Here is a 19,987-nt window from a genome sequence, read left to right on the forward strand (position 1 = left end):
GGTGATGGAGTGAAATTGGCAACAGTGCTTTCGGGGCAGGCATTTATTTTTCGTTCCCTGAAAGAGGTTCTGGCAAAGGCCAATGAGCTGAAATCCGGCGATGTGCTGGCCGGTGTAGCGGCATCCTCGGATTTGGAGAGAATTGCGGCGAAGGAAGTGCTCAGTCAGCTGCTTTTATCAGATTTGCGCAATCATCCGGTTGTTCCCTATGAAGAGGACGAAGTAACCAGGATTAATCAGGATGGAATTGATGAGACAGTTTATCAGCGCATCAAAAACTGGACGGTGGCTGAGCTGAGAGAATATATCCTCAGCCATGAGACTACGGAAGACGACATTCATCTGTTGAGCAAAGGTCTTACCAGTGAGATGGTGGCGGCGGTCTGCAAGCTGATGACCAATATGGATCTGGTGTATGGGGCCAGTAAAGTGCGTGTGCCGGCTCACTGCAATACCACTATCGGTCTTCGGGGTACATTGGCGACACGACTTCAGCCAAATCATTCCACGGACAATGTGGAGGGTATCACGGCATCATTATTTGAAGGCCTCAGTTACGGCTGCGGGGATGCACTGATTGGTCTGAATCCGGTCAATGATACGGTTTCCAGTCTTTCAGAGGTGCTGAAGCGTTTTGATGAAGTGAAGAACCGTTTTGAGATTCCGACACAGATCTGTGTGCTGGGACATATTACAACTCAGATTGAAGCCGTCAAAAACGGTGCTCCGGCGGATATGATCTTCCAGTCTATTGCCGGAAGTGAAAAAGGCAATAGAGCTTTTGGTTTTAGTGCTGAGACGGTGGAAGAAGCCATGGCACTTCTGAAGGAAAAAGGTACCGGAGAAGGGCCGGATGTAATGTATTTTGAGACAGGACAGGGCTCAGAATTGTCATCGGATGCCCATTATGGCGCCGATCAGGTAACGATGGAGGCCAGATGCTATGGCTTTGCCAGAGCGTATCATCCCTTTATGGTTAATACTGTCGTTGGTTTTATCGGGCCGGAATATCTTTATGACAGCCGTCAGGTGATCCGTGCCGGACTGGAAGACCATTTTATGGGAAAACTGACAGGTATTCCGATGGGATGTGACTGCTGTTACACCAATCATATGCAGGCTGATCAGAATGATATTGAGAATTTGTCCATGTTGCTGGCATCGGCCGGGGTTAATTATATTCTCGGTGTGCCTACCAGCGATGATGTCATGCTGAATTATCAGACGAATGCCTACCACGATGTGTCTACTATTCGTGAGATTCTAGGGCTTCGTCCGATTAAAGAATTTGACCAGTGGCTGGAAAAGATGGGTATTAGTGAAAATGGCAAGCTGACAAAATATGCCGGCGACCCGACTTTATTTACAAAGAGGGGAGGCGGTATCTGATGAATATAGATGAAGCGTTGATTGAACGGATTATCCGTGAAGTTGTTTCACAGGTTGTGGCTGAGAAAGCGGCCGGGGGCGGACAGAATCGCTCTGCTTCAGGAAATAATCAGAACAGCATGCAATCAGTGAATTTGGGACAGATTGAACAGCTGGTGAAAAATGTTGCTTCCGGTGATAGACAAACATCATCTGGTGGACAAACATCGAATGCCGGTGGATATCATCCAGAAGAGCCAGTTCATGATGTGGATATCGAGGAAGATATTACTTCCCGTGAAGTGAAGAAACGTCCACTGATCGATCAGCCTCAGGACCCGGAGGCGTTGGAAAGGATGATGCGTCTGACAACAGCCCGCATCGGTGTTGGCTGTGCTGGACCAAGGCTGAAGACCCAGACGTTGCTGACTCTCAGGGCAGATCATGCCAGAGCAAGGGATGCGGTTATGCTGGATGTGCATCAGGATGTTATTGACAATCTGAAACTTTTCAGTGTCCAGACCCGCTGTCAGGACAAGAATGAATTCCTGACCCGGCCGGATCTGGGACGAAGACTCAGTGAAGATGGGGTTCAGAAAGTCAAAGACCAGTGTATCGAAGGACCGGATGTGCAGCTGATTGTGGCAGATGGCCTAAGTTCCACCGCTATTAATGCCAACATTGAAAATGTGCTGCCGGTGCTAATGGATGGTCTTTCTGCTGCAGGATTGAGAGTTGGAACACCATTTTTTGTCCGTTATGGTCGTGTGGCTGTGGAGGATGAGATTGCAGAGCTTGTGGGGGCAAAGGTAGTCTGCATTTTCGTGGGTGAGCGTCCGGGACTTGGAACGGCGGAGAGTATGAGTGCGTATCTGGCCTACAATGCGAAGATCGGTATGCCGGAGGCACGCAGAACCGTTGTTTCCAATATCCATAAAGACGGTATCACGGCTGTAGAGGCCGGTGCTTATCTGACGGATCTTATTCAGAAGATTCTGGATAAGAAGGCCAGCGGCGTTGAGTTACAGAATTAGGCAGGGGGAATACATATGAAAAATGATCCGATCAGGACAAAGGTGCTGAGTATCAGGCTGATTCCCAATGCTGACAGATTTCTGCTGAAGGCGATGCAGGTGCAGGAAGGGCATAGAAGTCTTGGCCTGATCACAACGGACTGTGATGATGTTTCCTATGCGGCTCTTGATGAAGCGACCAAGAAGGCAGACGTGTCGGTGGCCTATGCAAGGAGCATGTACGCCGGTTCATCCAATGCCAGTACGGCTCTTGCCGGTGAGTTTATCGGTATTCTGTCCGGTGAGAATCCGGAGGATGTGAAAAGCGGGCTGGCGGCAGCCGTCAGTTACATAGAAAATGATGCCTGTTTTTACAGTGCCAATAATGATGACAGTATTGTTTATTTTGCCCAGTGCATATCAAGGACCGGCAGTTATCTGTCGGAGATGGCCGGTGTGCCGGAAGGAACGGCAATGGCTTATCTGATCGCACCGCCGTTGGAAGCGGTGACGGGACTGGATGCGGCATTGAAAGCGGCAGATGTGGAAATGAACCTGTTCTATGGGCCACCTACAGAGACCAACTTTGCCGGAGGGCTGCTGACAGGTGATCAGGCAGCGTGTCGGGCGGCCTGTGAAGCATTTCGTGAAACCATATGCAGGATTGCAGAGCATCCTGTTGAAAACATAGATTAAGAGACTTTTGGAAAAGAAGGTGAAACAGAGTGGATTTTGATAAGGACCTCCAATCGATTCAGGAAGTGAGATGGCTTGTTGCGAAGGCAGTTGTAGCTCAGAAAGAGCTGGCAAAGATGTCACAGCAGCAGGTGGATGGGATTGCAAAAGCGATTGCTGATGCCTGTGCGGCTCAGTCGGAGCGTCTGGCGAAGATGGCCGTGGAGGAAACCGGATTTGGTATATGGCAGGATAAGGTATTGAAAAATCTGCTTGGTTCGGCGATTACATGGGATAGTGTCAAGGACATGAAAACTGTGGGTATCATCAAAGATGACAGGCAGAATGGGCTGATGGAAGTCGGCGTACCGATGGGAGTTGTGGCAGCATTGATCCCATCCACGAATCCGACATCCACAACGATGTACAAGTCGATTATTTCAATCAAAGCGGGCAATGCCATTGTCATCAGTCCGCATCCGAATGCCAAGAATTGTATTATTGAGACTGCAAAGGTCATTTGTGAAGCAGCCAGAAAAGCCGGTGCGCCGGAGGGTATTGTGCAGTGCATCACATTGCCGACCATGGAAGCCACAGATGCACTCCTGAAGAACAGAAATATTGGTATTATTCTGGCAACAGGCGGCGAAGCCATGGTGCGTGCAGCTTACAGTTCAGGTAATCCGGCCCTTGGCGTTGGCCCGGGCAACGGTCCTGCTTTTATTGAAAAGTCAGCGAATATCCCTGTGGCTGTCAAGCGTATTATGGACAGCAAGACATTTGATAATGGTACGATCTGTGCATCAGAGCAGAGTATTATTACGGAGCGCTGCATTGAGCAGAAGGTGGTGGATGAAGTCAGCCGTCAGGGCGGTTACTTTATGACACCGGAAGAATCTGAGAAATTGTCTAAATTTATCCTCAGAGCTAATGGCACCATGAATCCGAAGATTGTCGGAAAGAGTGCGCAGACACTGGCAGATATGGCGGGCATCCGTATTCCTGCCGGTACAAGAGTACTGGTTTCAAGACAGAGAACCGTGGGTAAGGACAATCCTTATTCCAGAGAAAAACTTTGTCCGATTCTGGCGTTTTATGTGGAGGACGGATGGGAAGAAGCCTGCCGTCGTTCCATTGAAATTTTAAATAACGAAGGTGCCGGTCATACAATGACCATTCACAGTGAAGATGCAGATGTTATCCGTGAATTTGCCCTTCAGAAACCGGTGTCCAGACTGCTTGTGAATACACCGGGAGCTCTTGGCGGTGTCGGTGCAACAACCGGTCTTCAGCCGGCATTAACGCTGGGCTGCGGTTCTGTCGGCGGCAGTGCCACCTCAGATAATGTCAGCCCGCTGAATCTGATCAACAGACGCCGGGTGGCATGGGGACTTTGTGAACTGGAAGATCTGAGAAAACAGCAGGAGCAGATGACAGGCGTATCTGCTGCACCACAGAGTACTTTTGGTTCAGGCAGTCATGCAGGAGGCAGCTGTGGACAGAGTTCTGTATTTGGCAGTGGTTCTAATGCCGGAGCAGCCTGCGGTAATTCCAATAATGGAGCGGCTTGCGGCAGTCCGGAGATTACGGAAGACGATATTGCCAGAATTACAAAGGCAGTACTTCAGAAACTGGGCGCATTAAATTAAAACGGCACCAAAGGTGCGAATCATGATATAATGAGCGTTAGTGAGCGGGAGCAAGCAATGCTTGCTCATCGCGAACGGCGAATGGCGATCATGATAGCTGCGTACGCAGCGTCAAGCACCAAAGGTGCGAATCATGATATAATGAAAACAATTAAATTCGGGATTTTCCCGCAGAATTACGGAGGTAAATATTATGGCAGACAGATTATTAGCATTAGGTATGATTGAAACAAAAGGTCTTGTAGGTTCTATTGAAGCAGCAGATGCAATGGTTAAAGCAGCGAATGTCAACTTAATCGGCAAGGTACATGTTGGCGGCGGTCTTGTAACTGTTATGGTAAGAGGCGATGTAGGTGCTGTTAAGGCAGCAACAGATGCAGGTGCAGCAGCAGCTTCCCGTGTCGGTGAACTTGTTTCTGTACATGTCATCCCAAGACCACACGAAGAGATCGAATACATTCTGCCGACACTGACAACTTCTGACAGATAGGACAGGCTTTTGGCCTGACAGCAGGTGAGCATAGATGGAGATTTTAACAGATATTGCGCTGCGGGCCCACTGGTTCCGCAGCCATGAGAAAGCGTACCATGTATCAAAGGATACGATGCTGACGCCTGCAGCGAGAGATTTTATCAGAGAACACGGAATCACGCTTATATATGAAGATTCAGCGTTGGAAGGACAGCCGGAAGTTGAAGTTTCCTCTGTACCGGAATCAGTTAAGGCAGTGAATCAGCTGCCGGATGCGGCGGAATCTGTTGGTGAACCGTATAAGGCCATGCCCATGGCGGCTGTTCCGCAGGGAGCCGACCACAAACCGCAGTATGTCAATGGAGAGACAGGAGAAGTTCTCAGCGTGAAGCCTGAGAATATGACCCATCTTCATGGCAATGTTCTTGTACCGAAGACCCATCCGCAAATTGCTTTTCGCGGGATGCTGGACAGCCTGGAAGCGAAGATTATGTCTTTGCAGGTGGTGGCTTCTGAGAATGGATTGCATCGACTGACAGATGCACTGGATGAAGTGCTGGCATATGTACGCCAGATTCTCAGCGCAGAAGTTTTGGACAAGGAACTCGGAGAGATCCATCTGCTTGGTTTGGACAGTGCGGGACTGCGTTATGAGTCCCATCATATCAAGGAGATTTATGGTATTCCGCATCCGATGCCGGAATACAGAATGGGTCGGATATGTATCGGCCTGAATGAGCTTAGAACTTTTGTCAGAGAGACAGAATTGGCGGCGGCCAGAGCTTTCCAGTCCGGGGATACATGTACACGGCCGGATATTGTGGAAGCCATGAATCGGCTCAGCAGTGTCATTTATATTCTGTTCTGCAGGCAGCTGACGGGCAGGTGGCCCGGTCAGCAGGAGCCGTCAGAGATGAAAGATCTTCCGGGATTTCTTGTGGAAGCATCCGGGCGCCATGTGCATCTGACGCAGCAGGCGATTGATGTGCTTTTCGGGGAGAATCTGCATGAGAAGAGTCCCCTCAGCCAGCCGGGACAGTATGCATCCGAAGAACGTGTCCGTCTGGTGACAGCCAAGGGTGAGATTGACAACGTGGTTGTTCTGGGACCGCCGAGAGGTGCTGTTCAGGTGGAGATGTCTCTGACAGATGCCAGAATCCTCGGTATCACGATACCTGTGAATCTTTCCGGTGATCTAAAGGGGGCCGCAGACGTGATACTTGTGGGACCGAAGGGTATTTACAATGCTGTGGGTTCCGTCATTGCATCCAAGGCACATATTCATATGACACCGGAGGATGCCAGATTATACGGTGTTGAAGATGGGGACAGTGTGGCTGTACGATTGGAGACAGAGCGTCCGGTGACGATTGATGATGTGATTATCCGTGTCAGTGAGAAATTCTCGTTGGCGATGCATATGGATTATGATGAAGCCAATGCCTGCTCCTACAAGAAGGGTGACATGGGCTATATTATCAAGAAGAATTAGGAAAATTCAGAGGCGTTGTTTCAGGAGAATGTCTTTGGATATCTATAGATGAAACACCCGCTTTAGGGGAGGTTTTTGAGAAAATGGATGAAAAGTTAATGAAGCAGATTGTGGAGGCTGTCATGCAGGAATTGATGGCACAGCGGTCGAATGCTTCGGCATGCACGGAAGGGCTGGACAAGCTTCTGGTGATTGGTGATCTGCAGGCAGTGCCTGCGGATATGGCTGAGAAGTACCAGATTTTCCTGATTGACGACTATATTCAGAACAAGAATATTCATCGTTATCAGAAGATCCTGATCACCAGCCTGACATTGGTGCAGATGTCCGATATTGCTCAGGGGAGAGACGGTTCGCCGGAGGCTTGTGCAGTGATCCGTGGACTTCTGAATGGTTTAGATGTGTGCATGGCAGAAGCGGCTTTTCCACATAGGAAATATGCAGGAAAGAGTAGTAGCCGTCTGTATGAAGTCATTGAGAATAATGCGCGGATGTTGCAGTCCTTTGGCATTAAGCTGTTGAAAGAATGCAAAGTTGGAGTATCTCCAATACCGGCGAAGCCTCCGAAGTATCAGGCACCGCCGATCGAAGTACCAAAGGGCACCGGCCATACGACAACAGATCGTCTGATTACAGAGGATGTTGCCCGTTCTTTAATTGACGGCGGGAATACGGCAATCTGTCTGGCAGCCAATGCCATCGTTACACCGTCTGCCTGGGATTTGTTTAAGCAGAAAGGTATTGAAGTTATTAGAAAGTAGTCTGAACAGGATTGTTTTAGAAGTATTGATTTTTAGACAGGGTGCAGCCTGAGCAGCTGCACCGTTTGAAAAGGGGAGCACGGAATGCTGATATGTAAAGTTGTCGGTCATGTATGGGCGACGAAGAAGGAAGAGGGCTTAGAGGGCCTGAAACTGATGGTCGTACAGGAAATCGACGGTACCGGAAGAAAGAAAGGCAATACTTTTGTGGCTGCAGATGTAGTCGGTGCCGGTATCGGAGAACAGGTGCTGACTGTCAGCGGCAGTACGGCACGAAAGGCTTTTGGAAGAGATACAGTGCCGGTGGATGCTGCGATTGTGGCCATTATCGATACTGTTGAAGTGAATCGGGAAGCTGCCAGGGGCAGTGAATAGAGGTGCATGCATAAGTGGATCTGATAAAACAAATATTTGACAGCGGCGTTGTGGGATGCGGCGGTGCAGGTTTTCCAACCCATGTGAAACTGAAGGCATCACCGGAAATCCTGATTATCAATGGAGCGGAATGTGAACCGCTACTGAGAACAGACCGATATCTGATGATTCATGAGGCTGAGAAGCTGGTGTCAGGAGTGGACCTGATCTGTCGTGAATTGTCGATACCTGAAGGCAGGATTGCCTTGAAAAAGACATATACCAAAGAAATCGAAGCACTGACAGCAGCTATTGAGAAGCTGCATTCGAAGGTGCAGCTGCATTTGATGGATAGTTTTTATCCGGCGGGTGATGAGCAGGTGGTTGTTTATGAAGTAACTGGCAAGGTGGTTCCTCCTGCAGGAATTCCGCTGGATGTGGGTGCTATTGTTGATAACGTGGCAACTATTATTGCCGTAGCTGATGCAGTGAGTGGTATACCTTTTACGGAGAAATATCTTACTGTGACAGGAGAAGTCAGGGAGCCGTCGGTTCTGAAAGTGCCGGTGGGAACTTCCTTTGCCCAGTGTATTGAGATGGCAGGCGGAACGACATCGGACAAAGTGATGGTTGTTTCCGGCGGTCCGATGATGGGGGCACCGATGTCCTGGGAAGCAGCCATGAATGCGTCTGTGACAAAGACAACTTCCGGCATTCTGGTTCTTCCGGAGGATGGCGCTATTGACCGACGCAGGAAAACACAGCTGAATCATATGCTGAACCGGGCGAAAGCTGCCTGCATTCAGTGCACATTCTGTACGCAGCTCTGTCCGAGACATATGTTGGGACATCCGCTGCAGCCGCACCGCATTATGCGGAAAATGGCTATGAACATGCCGCATCAGGATAATAATGAGACGACAAAAGACCACTGGATTTTGCCGGAACTTCTGGAGGACAAGGATATCCGGCAGGCAGCCATCTGCAGTGAGTGTGGTGTCTGTGAAGTTTATGCCTGTCCGATGGGGCTTCAGCCGAGAGTGGTCAACAGTCTGATCAAAGGTGAGCTGGCGCAGGCAGGGATCCGCTACAGCAGAGAGGGCGATACCTGGGAGGCAGATGCTAACCGGCCATACCGTAAGGTGCCGACGAAGCGGATTGCGGCCAGAGCCGGTGTTGGTGATTATTATCATATTGATGGACATACATATAAGGAAGGAACGGCTTCAAAAGTTGTACTTCCGTTGAAGATGAACATCGGTGTACCGGCTGAACCTGTGATTTCAGATGGTGCACATGTTGAAAAAGGGCAGCTCATTGCAGCCTGTCCGGAGGGCAAATTAGGTGCAAATCTCCATGCCAGTATTTCAGGAACTGCGCATTTAACGGGAAATGCCATTACAATAACAGAGGTGTAGGCAGATGTTAGAAACAATAGGATTTTTGGAATTGAATAGTATCGCTAAAGGCGTAGAAGCTGCCGACCTCATTTTGAAAACAGCTGAGGTAGATTTGATTTTTGCCAAAGCCGGATGCCCGGGTAAATACTACATTCTTTTTACCGGGGAAGTGGCAGCAGTCAAAGCATCACTGGATGCAGGTGCGGCTATCGGCGGTAATCATACTGTAGACAGCTGTGTCATTCCGAGGGTACATCCCCAGGTCATCAAAGCCATTAATCTGGCAGCAGAACCGGGAACGCCGGGAGCTATCGGCGTTATGGAATTTTTCAGCGTGACAGCTTCTGTTTATGCGGCAGATGCGGCAGTCAAAGCAGCTGATGTGGACTTAATCGATGTCCGGTTGGGAACAGGTATCGGCGGGAAATCCTTCGTCGTACTGACGGGAGAAGTCGCGGCAGTTCGAGAAGCCATCGAATGCGGTATTCATACGGAGAACGCAGAAGGAATGGAAGTATCACACGTGGTGATTCCAAACCCACGCAAAGAAATTTTCGATTCGCTTTTATAGGGGACCATGGCCGCTCAGGAGGCTGAGAACACAGCTTATGGCATCATATACTTTTTGTACATCACTGCACAAGGACGTTCCGATGAGCCCCGAACAAAATCGTGTTCAGCAAAGACTTCCACGATTTGGGTCTCATCTCCACAGTGCAGAATATGTACAGAAAGTATATGTGCCATAAGCCGTGTATCCAGGTGTATTGAGCGGCGAATACACTCTTATAAAAGAGAATCTGTTGGTAGAATGAGTTGTGGTCTGCGGATAGCAGTTTTGGATGTTACAATTTGTAATACATACGAGATTTATTGCTCACAACGTCCGAAAGAGGTATAAAATGGAACAGGAAAAACAAAGAATTATTCAGGAGTTTGTGCCTGGTAAACAGGTGACTTTGGCGCATGTGATTGCGAATCCTGACAGCAGTTTATATAAGAAGCTGGGTGTTATCGGTGATTATACCGGAGCGCTTGGCATTATGACGATCACACCCAGTGAAGGTGCGATTATCGGTGCCGATGTGGCGATGAAGGCTGCCAATGTGGAGGTTGTATTTGTGGACCGTTTCAACGGTTCTCTGATTATCAACGGAACGGTGGCTGATGTGGAGGCAGCGGTGAAAGATGTATTAAATGTTCTTGAGAATACACTGCATTTTGCGCCGACAGTGATTACGAAGTCGTAAATCAGGTGAGGATATGAAGAAAATTATTTTAATCGGCAATGTGGCCTGCGGCAAAACGACGATTTGCCAGTATCTGAACCACATGGAAATCAAATACAAAAAGACACAGGCGCTGGAGGTCTATAACACGACCATTGATACGCCGGGGGAATATCTTGAGAATCGCGGTTATCTGCGGTCGCTGATGGTAACAGCTACAGAGACAGATCAAGTTGTTTTTGTGCAGGACGCCAGCAGAGATCAGTTCTTTTTCTCACCGGGACAATCCAGCGCTTTTACATTGCCTGTAGCCGGGGTTGTGACAAAAATCGACATCGCGACACCAAAACAAATTGCGGATGCAGTTGAATTGCTTCAGTTGGCCGGAGCGGATCCGATTTTCAAAGTCAGCCCGATGACGGGTGAAGGTATGGAAGAACTGGTGGCTTTTCTGGAGGAGAAAGAGGCTGTAGCGGAAGCATGATAAAAAAGAAAATCATGCATTAAATGGAAAATAATGTAAAAAAGAAAAAATATATTACAAAACCGATGTATAACAGAACACTTCTGTATAGCATTGTAAACGTAACTGTCGAAATTTGTTATGATGAATGCAGAGGTGATTCGAATGAAGAATGAGAATGAACGATTTGTAGAAATGGGAAAAAGAATCAAGGCGAGAAGGGTAAGCCTGGGAATGAAACAGATGGAGTTGGCGGAACGGATAGATATATCCAACAATCATATTTCATCCATCGAGAGAGGAATTGAACGTCCCGGTCTTGAATCTTTTATCAGGATATGTGATGTATTGGATGTGACACCGGATTATTTATTGCTTGGTTCAATGAAAGCCAATGATATACCAAAGAACATTACAGATAATCTGAAGTTGTGTACAGATGAAGAAGTTCGTTTTGTGGAAGCGATGACGCAGTATATGATTGAGCAGCATAAAAAATAAGTAAGCCATGAACATTTTAGTGGCGTAATGTAGAAATAATTGAACAACACAGATGAAAAGACTGCTACTTTATTGAAAAACAGGATTCATTTATATATGTATCATGAGAATTTGATAAAGTAGCAGTCTTTTGTGTTTTTAAATGCTGGAAGTGGAATTTGTAAAGGAAGTAATAATGCGCCTTTGCCAATTATTTCTATTGTTTCGTGTCGGCGTGGAGAGTATAATAGAGTTATAGGATTCCTCTTGCAAGTTTATGTGGGAGGAAATAGATGAGAAAAAGACTACAAGACTTAACGATTAAAGATGCCTTTATGTTTGCGGCAGTGATGTCGGATGCAGAGCAGTGCCGCCACCTGCTAGAATTGGTACTGGAAATGAAAATTCTGGAAGTAAATGTTGTGGCTGAGAAGACCATCAGTTATCATCCGGAGTATCATGGTGTGAGATTAGATGTCATGGCAGAAGAAGCTGGAACAAAACGCCGATTTAATGTTGAGATGCAGGTGAAGACAGAAACCGCATTAGCTAAACGAAGCAGATATTATCATGCGCAGATGGATATGGATGCATTACTTACGGGAGAGACGTATGACCAATTGCCAGATACATATGTCATCTTTATATGTGATTTTGTACCATTTGATAGTCGTTTGTATCGGTACAATATCCGCAATGTAGTTCGTGAGACAAATGAATTATTGAAGGATGGTAATCAGACAATTATCTTGAGTACACAAGGAACGAATCCATCGGAAGTACCGGTGGAATTGGTGAATTTTCTGAAATATGTTGGTCAGGATACGGATGAAGCGGAAACGAACGATGATTATGTAAGATTATTGCAGGAACAGATAAAACGCATAAAACAAAACCGTGACTGGGAGGGAAAGTATATGCTGTTAGAAGAGATGATGCGCGATGAGCGAGAAGAAGGCAGACAGGAAGGCAGACAGGAAGGTCAGGAGCGAATGAGCCAGTTGATTTTGTTGTTGTTAAAACAAAATAGAAATGAAGATATCGCAAAAGCAGCTGCTGACAGAGATTATCAGGAGCAGCTATTCAAGGAGTTTAACTTGTAAAGGGATACTGTGCGAGTATCTGATGGATGAAGAAGAATTACTTGAGGACATAAGATAAAATATAGAATGAGAGTGAAATAAAATGTATAAAAAAGTAGTAAACAGTTTACTTGAAGTATGAGGCAAGAGGAATCCTGTTTACGAAAGATAAAAGCACTATAATTAAGGCGGAGAAGGATATAATGCAAATTAACTAAGGAGGCGATGCTGATGAAGACTTTCAAAATTATTCGAATGGTACTGACAGTTGTGGATGTGGTGTGTTTATTGGCCGTGTTGTTTGTTCCGGCTCTTGAGGCAGCGAAGCATAACTTCTTTGCCTGGCTGATTCTGGGACTTCTGACGTTGTATGTTCTCTTTATGTGGCTTGTGTTAGGCAGAAGAAACACCAACGGTTATGATGCAGAGAGTGACCGTGAGGCGGATATTTCGAAGGAATTACTTTCTCAGAGGAATAAGTGGTATATGTAGAGTGTAGATGATGAATAATAAAAACACCCCGACGTATGATAAATGTGAGAAGGATCATACATCGGGGTGTTCTTAAATAATAAGGTAGGAATTTACTAAGCAAAATATGCTTTGTTAATGAAGTATTTTGTTTTACAGATGGAATCTTGTTCCTGTTTTGCCCTGGATACCGTCTTTGGATTTCTCCAGAAGTGTGATCAGAGCTGTACGGCCTTCCTTGGAGGAAGCGAAGTCAACGGCTGCCTGTACTTTTGGAAGCATGGAGCCAGGTGCGAAGTGACCTTCTTCCATGTATTTCTTTGCTTCTTCAACTGTCAGATCTTCAAGCCACTGTTCGTTTGGTTTGCCGAAGTTGATGGCAACCTTTTCAACAGCTGTGAGAATGATGAGGAAGTCTGCATCCAGTTCCTGAGCCAGAAGACAGCTTGCGAAGTCTTTGTCGATAACTGCGCTGGCGCCCTTTAAGTGGTTGCCCTGACGGGTAACAGGAATACCGCCGCCGCCGCAGGCGATAACCAGGTCTCCGGATTCAACCATTGTACGGATAGTACCGATTTCAATGATTTCTGCAGGTTTTGGAGAAGCAACAACACGGCGATAGCCTCTGCCGGCATCTTCTTTCATGATGTAGCCGTATTTTTCTTCCATCATCTTCGCCTGTTCTTCGTTGAAGAACTTGCCGATCGGTTTGGATGGATTGTTGAAAGCTGGATCATCTTCATTGACACGAACCTGTGTGATCATGGTTGCAACAGGGATATCTGTGATACCGCGGTTGAACAGCTCTTCACGCAGGGCGTTCTGAAGGTCGTATCCGATGTAAGCCTGGCTCATGGCAACACAGACAGATAATGGTGTGTTTGGCTGCTGTGCATCTTCATGTGTCAGTGCGATCATCGCATTGTTGATCATACCAACCTGTGGGCCATTGCCGTGTGTAACAACAACTTCACAGCCTTCTTCGATTAAATCTACAATAGCTTTGGAAGTTACTTTTACAGCTGCCATCTGCTCCGGCAGTGTATTCCCCAGTGCATTGCCGCCAAGTGCGATAACGATTCTTTTCTTCTTATTCATTCTAAATATTTCCCCCAAAATAAACAAAATAACGGTTTTTGCGATTTATATAAGGCGGAGGTGAATCCCCGCCTTATATGTTAAGTTGTTAAGTTAAATTTAATCTTATTTGAAGATTCTAGGCATAGATCTTTCTTCGAGTTTCTTCAGGATTTCCTGTGGATTTTCGAATTTAGCAAGGAAGATCATAGCTGCGATGATGTATGGCTTGTAGCTTGCTTCTTTGTAAAGAGGATCTCTGTAACGATCGAATACGGAAGCATCAACTTCGCCTTCTTCACAGCTTACGCCTGTGATGTCAGCTGGCAGGCAGTGCAGGTAAAGTGCTTTGCCGTTCTTTGTTGTAGCCATAAGTTCTTCTGTACAAGCCCAGTCTTTGTGTTCTGCGTTCTGAGCAAGGAGTTCTTTTTCAAGAGCTTTGATACCTTCTGTATCGCCGTTGCCGTAGAGTTCTGTACGTTTTTCCATAGCAGCGAAAGGAGCCCAGCTCTTTGGATATACGATATCAGCATCTTTGAATGCTTCTGCCATGTTGTTTGTCTTTGTGAAGGAACCGCCGGATTTCTTAGCGTTTTCAGCTGCAACAGCTTCAACTTCTGGGAATACTTCATAGCCTTCCGGATGAGCAAGTACAACGTCCATACCGAAACGAGTCATCAGACCGATGATACCCTGAGGAACGGAGAGAGGTTTGCCATAAGATGGAGAGTAAGCCCAGGACATAGCGATCTTTTTGCCTTTAAGGTTTTCAACACCGCCAAATTCATGGATGATGTGAAGCATATCAGCCATAGCCTGTGTAGGATGGTCGATATCGCACTGAAGGTTAACCAGAGTAGGTTTCTGCTCAAGGATACCGTCTTTGTTGCCCTGTGTTACAGCGTCAACAACTTCATGCATGTATTTGTTGCCTTTGCCGATGTACATATCATCACGGATACCGATAACGTCAGCCATGAAGGAGATCATGTTAGCTGTTTCACGAACTGTTTCGCCATGAGCAACCTGAGATTTGCCTTCATCCAGATCCTGAACTTCAAGACCAAGAAGATTACATGCGGAAGCAAAGGAGAAACGTGTACGTGTAGAGTTATCACGGAATAAAGAAATACCAAGACCACTTTCGAATACCTTTGTGGAGATGTTGTTCTCTCTCATGTAACGAAGCGCATCAGCAACTGTGAAAACAGCTTCAAGTTCGTCGTCTGATTTTTCCCATGTCAGGAAGAAGTCACCGTTGTACATTTCTTTGAAGTTAAGTGCGTTTAATTTGTCGATATAAGCCTGTAATTTAGCATCCATTATAATAATCCTCCGTTTGATTAAGTGCCGTGCACCGGTTAAAAATTGTCCGATGCACGGAAGTTTTATTGGTTTATAATACGTTAACTTTTATAGTATAGTCTTTTTTGAAATTATTCGCAATAGGACATTGGCAGAGCAGCGTAAACAGCAGCACATGTAACCAGATCCTGTTTCCATGTCATTTCGTTAGGAGCGTGAGCCTGAGCTTCTGCACCTGGTCCAAAACCGATACATGGGATACCGTTTCTACCCATGATAGAAACACCGTTTGTGGAGAATGTCCACTTATCTGTCAGTGGGCGAGCCTGACGCATTTCAAGTGTGTCAGCAGCACCGATTCTCTTATCACCGTAAAGACCATGGTAAGCAGCTTCCAGTGCTTTTGTAACCTTGTGATCCTTTGGAATCGCCCATGTTGGGAAGTAGCATTCGATTTCGTATACACAGCCTGTGTAGGATGGACGGTCATAGTTGTACATGGAAACAACAACGTCATCACCGTATTTCTTTACGCTAGGCAGGTTGCGGATTTCTTCCAGACAGCTTTCCCATGTTTCGCCGAATGTCATACGACGGTCAAGAGATACTGCACAGGAGTCAGCAACTGCACAACGGCTTGGGGATGTGTAGAAGATCTGAGATGTTGTAACTGTACCGCGGCCAAGGAAGCGAGCTTCTTCCCAGTCAGGGTTGTATTTAGGATTCAGCATCTTAACAAGACCTTTGATCTCTGTTTCGTCTGCATCATCATTTTCATTCAGTGCACGAACATCCTGAAGGATATCAGCCATCTTGTAGATTGCGTTGTCACCACGTTCTGGAGCAGAACCATGGCAGGAAACACCCTTAACATCGATACGGATTTCCATACGTCCGCGCTGACCTCTGTAGATACCGCCGTCTGTAGGCTCTGTAGATACTACGAATTCAGGACGAACTTTGTCTTCGTTGATGATGTACTGCCAGCAAAGGCCATCACAGTCTTCTTCCTGAACAGAACCAACAACCATGATCTTGAAACCTTCCGGAATCAGGTTGTAATCTTTCATGATCTTAGCGCCGTAAACAGCAGATACAACACCGCCGCACTGGTCAGATACACCACGGCCACCGATTTCTGTTTCGTTCTCATAACCATCATATGGATCGAATGTCCAGTTGTTGATATTGCCGATACCTACTGTATCAATATGGCCATCGAAAGCAATGATCTTGTCGCCTGTACCCATGTAACCGATGACGTTGCCCTGTGGATCGATGACAACTTCGTCGAAGTCCAGTTTCTTCATCTCAGCAGCAATTGTCTCTACATGCGCCTTTTCATCACAGCTTTCGCCAGGATTCTTAACGATGGCACGTAAGAAAGCTGTCATATCAGCCTGATAGCCCTGTGCTACTTCTTTGATTTTGTTAAAGTCTAACATTTTTTTACCCTCCATAATGTTCATATATTGTAACGTTGCAAAATGGTTTCTCTATTTATATGTAATAACTGTCAAAGGCAGTTAAAACGAATGCTTAGCTTTCCTGAAGATCAGCAAATGGTTCTTTGTCTGTGCCGCATAAGCCTTCCCATACGATTTCACGATAACGGTCAGGATCTGTATCGCCTTCAGAAGAAACAAGAAGTACCTGAGAATTCTCATCCAGTTTCAGTGCTTCCTTGAGTTCCTTTAATTCAGGTTTTGTCATGATCGCTGCAACCAGACCCATTGTAACGGAACCGGATTCACCGGAGATAACTCTTTCGTCACCTTTCATTGGTGAGCTGTAAATACGTGTACCGTTGGCACTTACCCAATCAGGACAAGATACGAATGCATCTGCATGATTGCGAAGAATATCCCATGATACAGTGTTTGGTTCGCCGCAGGCAAGACCAGCCATGATTGTGAGCATATCGCCTGTAACATCTACGCGGCTGCCGTCACCCTTGGAAGCAGAGCGGAAGAGGCAGTCTGCAGCCTTGGCTTCAACAACTGTCATGATCGGCGGATTCTCTTTGAATCTGTTGGCGAAGTAACCAACAACTGCACCGGCCAGTGAGCCAACGCCTGCCTGAATGAAGATATGTGTTGGACGGCAGTTGTCTTCTTCTAACTGATGATCAGCTTCAAGTGCGAGTGTGCCGTAACCCTGCATGATCCATGTAGGAATCTCTTCATAACCTTCCCAGGCTGTATCCTGAACCATGATGCCGTGTTCTGTTTCAGCCGCTTCCTTTGCAGCCATACGAACACATTCGTCATAGTTAAGATTCTCAATAGTAACTGTTGCATTTTCCTTTGCAATATTATTTAAACGAGTCTGTGTTGTGCCCTTCGGCATTCTGACTACGCATTTCTGTCCAAGCTTATTCGCTGCCCATGCAACGCCGCGGCCGTGATTACCGTCTGTTGCTGTGAAGAATGTTGCCTGACCGAAGTCTTCCTTGAGTTTCTCAGAAGTTAATACATCATAAGGAACTTCGCTGACATCCTTGCCAAGCTGCTGTGCCATGTATCGTGCGATTGCATAAGAACCGCCGAGAACCTTGAAAGCATTCAGACCGAATCGATAGGATTCATCCTTTACATAAAGTTTCTTAAGTCCGAGATATTCGGCCAGATGCGGAAGTCCTGTAAGAGGTGTAACTGAATACTGAGGAAAGCTCTTGTGGAAATTGTTTGCTTTCGACATCTCCTCCAGAGACATGTTAGCGACCTGTTTGTCATCGCTCTTCGGCATCTTGTTTAATACCCATTTGATTTGATTATCTGCTTTGTTAGCCATTGCTGAACCTCCATAAAACCATGCTTGATAAGTCTCATTTTGTCTCCCTGTAATCATCATAACAGATAATTTGAAAATTGCAAGAGGAAAATCAAAAAATTTTTAGGAATCAAAAAAAATTTTTAGAAAGTGCTTGTGTTTTGTCTAATATAATGTTAAAATGACAATCAGAGAATATTTCTTTTGGTGAACTTGAATAAACGCGCATCCATGAGGGAGGGAAATATTTTTGTTATTGTGTAGCAAATGAGTGGAAGTCTCCCTATTTGTTAATCAAATGTCAAAACAACCCGACATAGTCTGGAAGCTGTTCGGGGATTATGCATGATGTCCTTATCATATGCACACGATAAGAAGGAAAATACATAAAAGTATAGACTTTTAGGGAGGTAGGTGTCACAAGATGAATAGCAAAGAAGATCTTGGACGGAAGAAAGGCAGAAGGCTTTCAGCTGATGACTTATTTAACATGGAGGGTAAACCCTCATTTTTACAGGCATTTCCATTGTCATTGCAGCATGTAGCTGCTATGATAGTAGGATGTGTTACACCGGCGATCATTGTAGCCAATGCGGCAGGTCTTTCCGATTCTGATTCAGTTATTTTGATCCAGGCAGCGTTGTTTGTTTCAGCATTGACCACATTGCTTCAGCTTTATCCGCTGTTCCATGGCAGTGCGTATGCAATCGGTTCGGGTTTACCAATGATTATGGGTATCAGTTTTGCGTATGTTCCGACGATGCAGGCTATAGCGACTCAGTATGATGTGGCGACCATACTGGGGGCACAGATAGTCGGCGGTATTGTTGCTTTATTGGTTGGCCTGTTTATTAAACAGATCAGGAAGTTTTTCCCACCGTTGATCACAGGTACGGTTGTATTTGCCATTGGTCTTTCGTTGTATCCGACAGCCATCAATTATATGGCCGGTGGTACATCCAATGAGCATTACGGTGCATGGCAGAACTGGCTGGTAGCAATTATTGTATTATGTATCGTTACATACCTGAACCATTATGGCAAAGGTATTTTCAAGCTTGCTTCTATATTAATAGGTATTATCATTGGTTACATTATCTCCATTTTCTTCGGAATGGTGGATTTCTCATCTGTAACCGGTGCATCACTGATTAGTATTCCTCAGCCACTGCATTTTGGCATTAAGTTTGATCCGTCTGCATGTGTTGCCATCGGTTTACTGTTTGCGATTAATGCGATCCAGGCGATCGGTGACTTCTCGGCTACTACAACAGGCGGTCTGGACAGAATGCCGACGGACGAAGAGTTAAAGGGCGGTATTGTGGCTTATGGTATCAGCAATGTTGTGGGTGCGGTTTTTGGCGGTCTGCCGACGGCAACCTACAGTCAGAATGTAGGCATTGTTGCCTCTACAAAGGTTGTAGCAAGAAAGGTATTCCGTATTGCGGCAGTGATTCTGCTTGTTGCAGGTCTGGTGCCGGTATTCTCAGCAGTTTTGACAACGATTCCTTATTGTGTATTGGGCGGTGCAACAATTTCTGTATTTGCATCCATCACAATGACAGGTATCAAGCTGATCACAACTCAGCCATTGGATTTCCGCAATACAACAATTGTCGGTCTGGCAATTGCCCTTGGTATGGGTGTGACACAGGCGAATGCAGCATTAGCAACATTCCCAGCTTGGGTAACAACTATTTTTGGTAAATCACCGGTTGTATTGGCGATGGTTACAGCTGTTGTGCTGAATCTGCTTCTTCCAAAGCCGAAGGGCAGTGCAGTTGAACCTGCGGAAGAAAAAGCCGAGTAAGATTTATGTATATTATAAGGTAAATAAACATTTTGTAACTGTTCAGAGCCAGGCAAAATTTCAAAAACAGGTATAAAATGCTTGCATTTTTAAAACTGTTTTTGAAATTTTATT

At 46.1% G+C, this 19,987-nt stretch carries 20 protein-coding genes; 16 read left to right on the forward strand and 4 right to left on the reverse strand.

The window, feature by feature from the left end; genetic code table 11:
- Positions 1–9: 9 nt before the first annotated feature.
- The 15 genes from NBH03_RS13100 (at position 10) to NBH03_RS13170 (ending at position 12,930) form a co-directional block, all read left to right on the forward strand.
- Entirely contained in the window at positions 10–1,389 is a 1,380-nt protein-coding gene (locus NBH03_RS13100; protein WP_117528887.1) for an ethanolamine ammonia-lyase subunit EutB, read from the forward strand.
- A complete protein-coding gene (gene eutC, locus NBH03_RS13105) occupies positions 1,389–2,402 on the forward strand; it encodes an ethanolamine ammonia-lyase subunit EutC (RefSeq protein ID WP_215690432.1) in 1,014 nt (337 codons plus the stop codon). Before NBH03_RS13100 ends, eutC begins: the two co-directional genes overlap by 1 nt.
- Positions 2,403–2,417: 15 nt before the next feature.
- The gene (eutL, locus tag NBH03_RS13110) at positions 2,418–3,077 is read left to right on the forward strand and encodes an ethanolamine utilization microcompartment protein EutL (protein ID WP_227082377.1); all 660 of its coding nucleotides are present in this window, start codon (positions 2,418–2,420) and stop codon (positions 3,075–3,077) included.
- Positions 3,078–3,106: 29 nt separating this feature from the next.
- Complete coding sequence (locus NBH03_RS13115) at positions 3,107–4,705, forward strand: acetaldehyde dehydrogenase (acetylating) (protein WP_117539680.1); 1,599 nt, start codon at positions 3,107–3,109, stop codon at positions 4,703–4,705.
- A gap of 193 nt (positions 4,706–4,898) precedes the next feature.
- The gene (eutM, locus tag NBH03_RS13120) at positions 4,899–5,195 is read left to right on the forward strand and encodes an ethanolamine utilization microcompartment protein EutM (protein ID WP_015513086.1); all 297 of its coding nucleotides are present in this window, start codon (positions 4,899–4,901) and stop codon (positions 5,193–5,195) included.
- Positions 5,196–5,229: 34 nt separating this feature from the next.
- Positions 5,230–6,669, forward strand: a complete 1,440-nt coding sequence (gene pduL, locus NBH03_RS13125) for a phosphate propanoyltransferase (RefSeq protein ID WP_015513087.1) — start codon at positions 5,230–5,232, stop codon at positions 6,667–6,669.
- Between the two features lie 83 nt (positions 6,670–6,752).
- The gene (locus NBH03_RS13130) at positions 6,753–7,430 is read left to right on the forward strand and encodes a hypothetical protein (protein WP_117528890.1); all 678 of its coding nucleotides are present in this window, start codon (positions 6,753–6,755) and stop codon (positions 7,428–7,430) included.
- An 84-nt stretch (positions 7,431–7,514) separates the two neighbouring features.
- Positions 7,515–7,805, forward strand: coding sequence for a EutN/CcmL family microcompartment protein (locus NBH03_RS13135; RefSeq protein WP_015513089.1), 291 nt, complete (start codon positions 7,515–7,517; stop codon positions 7,803–7,805).
- Between the two features lie 14 nt (positions 7,806–7,819).
- Entirely contained in the window at positions 7,820–9,202 is a 1,383-nt protein-coding gene (locus tag NBH03_RS13140) for a 4Fe-4S dicluster domain-containing protein (RefSeq protein ID WP_250799843.1), read from the forward strand.
- A gap of 4 nt (positions 9,203–9,206) precedes the next feature.
- Positions 9,207–9,755 (forward strand): BMC domain-containing protein, encoded by a 549-nt coding sequence (locus NBH03_RS13145; protein WP_015513090.1) that lies wholly within the window; start codon positions 9,207–9,209, stop codon positions 9,753–9,755.
- 331 nt (positions 9,756–10,086) lie between these two features.
- Positions 10,087–10,434 (forward strand): BMC domain-containing protein, encoded by a 348-nt coding sequence (locus NBH03_RS13150; protein WP_015513091.1) that lies wholly within the window; start codon positions 10,087–10,089, stop codon positions 10,432–10,434.
- 13 nt (positions 10,435–10,447) lie between these two features.
- The gene (locus tag NBH03_RS13155) at positions 10,448–10,897 is read left to right on the forward strand and encodes a EutP/PduV family microcompartment system protein (RefSeq protein WP_015513092.1); all 450 of its coding nucleotides are present in this window, start codon (positions 10,448–10,450) and stop codon (positions 10,895–10,897) included.
- Between the two features lie 144 nt (positions 10,898–11,041).
- Positions 11,042–11,377, forward strand: coding sequence for a helix-turn-helix domain-containing protein (locus NBH03_RS13160; protein WP_015513094.1), 336 nt, complete (start codon positions 11,042–11,044; stop codon positions 11,375–11,377).
- A 272-nt stretch (positions 11,378–11,649) separates the two neighbouring features.
- Positions 11,650–12,459 (forward strand): Rpn family recombination-promoting nuclease/putative transposase, encoded by an 810-nt coding sequence (locus NBH03_RS13165; RefSeq protein WP_250799844.1) that lies wholly within the window; start codon positions 11,650–11,652, stop codon positions 12,457–12,459.
- Between the two features lie 210 nt (positions 12,460–12,669).
- Positions 12,670–12,930 carry a hypothetical protein gene (locus tag NBH03_RS13170; protein ID WP_250799845.1) on the forward strand — a complete coding sequence of 87 codons (261 nt, stop codon included), beginning with the start codon at positions 12,670–12,672 and terminating at the stop codon, positions 12,928–12,930.
- 132 nt (positions 12,931–13,062) lie between these two features.
- Here the strand turns inward: NBH03_RS13170 and arcC are convergent, their stop codons facing one another.
- The 4 genes from arcC to dpaL all read right to left on the reverse strand — a co-directional run bounded on the left by arcC (position 13,063) and on the right by dpaL (position 18,084).
- Positions 13,063–14,007, reverse strand: coding sequence for a carbamate kinase (gene arcC, locus NBH03_RS13175; RefSeq protein WP_015513113.1), 945 nt, complete (start codon positions 14,005–14,007; stop codon positions 13,063–13,065).
- 105 nt (positions 14,008–14,112) lie between these two features.
- Positions 14,113–15,309: a knotted carbamoyltransferase YgeW gene (gene ygeW / locus NBH03_RS13180; protein ID WP_015513114.1), complete on the reverse strand. Its 1,197-nt coding sequence runs from the start codon at positions 15,307–15,309 to the stop codon at positions 14,113–14,115.
- Between the two features lie 113 nt (positions 15,310–15,422).
- Positions 15,423–16,736, reverse strand: a complete 1,314-nt coding sequence (locus NBH03_RS13185; RefSeq protein ID WP_250799846.1) for a YgeY family selenium metabolism-linked hydrolase — start codon at positions 16,734–16,736, stop codon at positions 15,423–15,425.
- A 94-nt stretch (positions 16,737–16,830) separates the two neighbouring features.
- Complete coding sequence (gene dpaL / locus NBH03_RS13190) at positions 16,831–18,084, reverse strand: diaminopropionate ammonia-lyase (protein ID WP_250799847.1); 1,254 nt, start codon at positions 18,082–18,084, stop codon at positions 16,831–16,833.
- Between the two features lie 403 nt (positions 18,085–18,487).
- Here dpaL and NBH03_RS13195 point away from each other — a divergent pair, with 403 nt between their 5' ends.
- Positions 18,488–19,873 (forward strand): uracil-xanthine permease family protein, encoded by a 1,386-nt coding sequence (locus NBH03_RS13195; RefSeq protein ID WP_215690447.1) that lies wholly within the window; start codon positions 18,488–18,490, stop codon positions 19,871–19,873.
- Positions 19,874–19,987: the final 114 nt, after the last annotated feature.

It is taken from the genome of Coprococcus intestinalis (genome assembly GCF_023656595.1).
GTDB lineage: Bacteria > Bacillota > Clostridia > Lachnospirales > Lachnospiraceae > Coprococcus_A > Coprococcus_A intestinihominis.

Excerpts from the sequence above, each read along its gene's own strand:
- eutC (WP_215690432.1), top strand. The coding sequence starts at position 1,389 with ATGAATATAGATGAAGCGTTGATTGAACGGATTATCCGTGAAGTTGTT.
- eutL (WP_227082377.1), top strand. The coding sequence starts at position 2,418 with ATGAAAAATGATCCGATCAGGACAAAGGTGCTGAGTATCAGGCTGATT.
- eutM (WP_015513086.1), top strand. The coding sequence starts at position 4,899 with ATGGCAGACAGATTATTAGCATTAGGTATGATTGAAACAAAAGGTCTT.
- pduL (WP_015513087.1), top strand. The coding sequence starts at position 5,230 with ATGGAGATTTTAACAGATATTGCGCTGCGGGCCCACTGGTTCCGCAGC.
- NBH03_RS13130 (WP_117528890.1), top strand. The coding sequence starts at position 6,753 with ATGGATGAAAAGTTAATGAAGCAGATTGTGGAGGCTGTCATGCAGGAA.
- NBH03_RS13135 (WP_015513089.1), top strand. The coding sequence starts at position 7,515 with ATGCTGATATGTAAAGTTGTCGGTCATGTATGGGCGACGAAGAAGGAA.
- NBH03_RS13145 (WP_015513090.1), top strand. The coding sequence starts at position 9,207 with ATGTTAGAAACAATAGGATTTTTGGAATTGAATAGTATCGCTAAAGGC.
- NBH03_RS13150 (WP_015513091.1), top strand. The coding sequence starts at position 10,087 with ATGGAACAGGAAAAACAAAGAATTATTCAGGAGTTTGTGCCTGGTAAA.
- NBH03_RS13155 (WP_015513092.1), top strand. The coding sequence starts at position 10,448 with ATGAAGAAAATTATTTTAATCGGCAATGTGGCCTGCGGCAAAACGACG.
- NBH03_RS13160 (WP_015513094.1), top strand. The coding sequence starts at position 11,042 with ATGAAGAATGAGAATGAACGATTTGTAGAAATGGGAAAAAGAATCAAG.
- NBH03_RS13165 (WP_250799844.1), top strand. The coding sequence starts at position 11,650 with ATGAGAAAAAGACTACAAGACTTAACGATTAAAGATGCCTTTATGTTT.
- NBH03_RS13170 (WP_250799845.1), top strand. The coding sequence starts at position 12,670 with ATGAAGACTTTCAAAATTATTCGAATGGTACTGACAGTTGTGGATGTG.
- arcC (WP_015513113.1), bottom strand. The coding sequence starts at position 14,007 with ATGAATAAGAAGAAAAGAATCGTTATCGCACTTGGCGGCAATGCACTG.
- ygeW (WP_015513114.1), bottom strand. The coding sequence starts at position 15,309 with ATGGATGCTAAATTACAGGCTTATATCGACAAATTAAACGCACTTAAC.
- NBH03_RS13185 (WP_250799846.1), bottom strand. The coding sequence starts at position 16,736 with ATGTTAGACTTTAACAAAATCAAAGAAGTAGCACAGGGCTATCAGGCT.
- dpaL (WP_250799847.1), bottom strand. The coding sequence starts at position 18,084 with ATGGCTAACAAAGCAGATAATCAAATCAAATGGGTATTAAACAAGATG.
- NBH03_RS13195 (WP_215690447.1), top strand. The coding sequence starts at position 18,488 with ATGAATAGCAAAGAAGATCTTGGACGGAAGAAAGGCAGAAGGCTTTCA.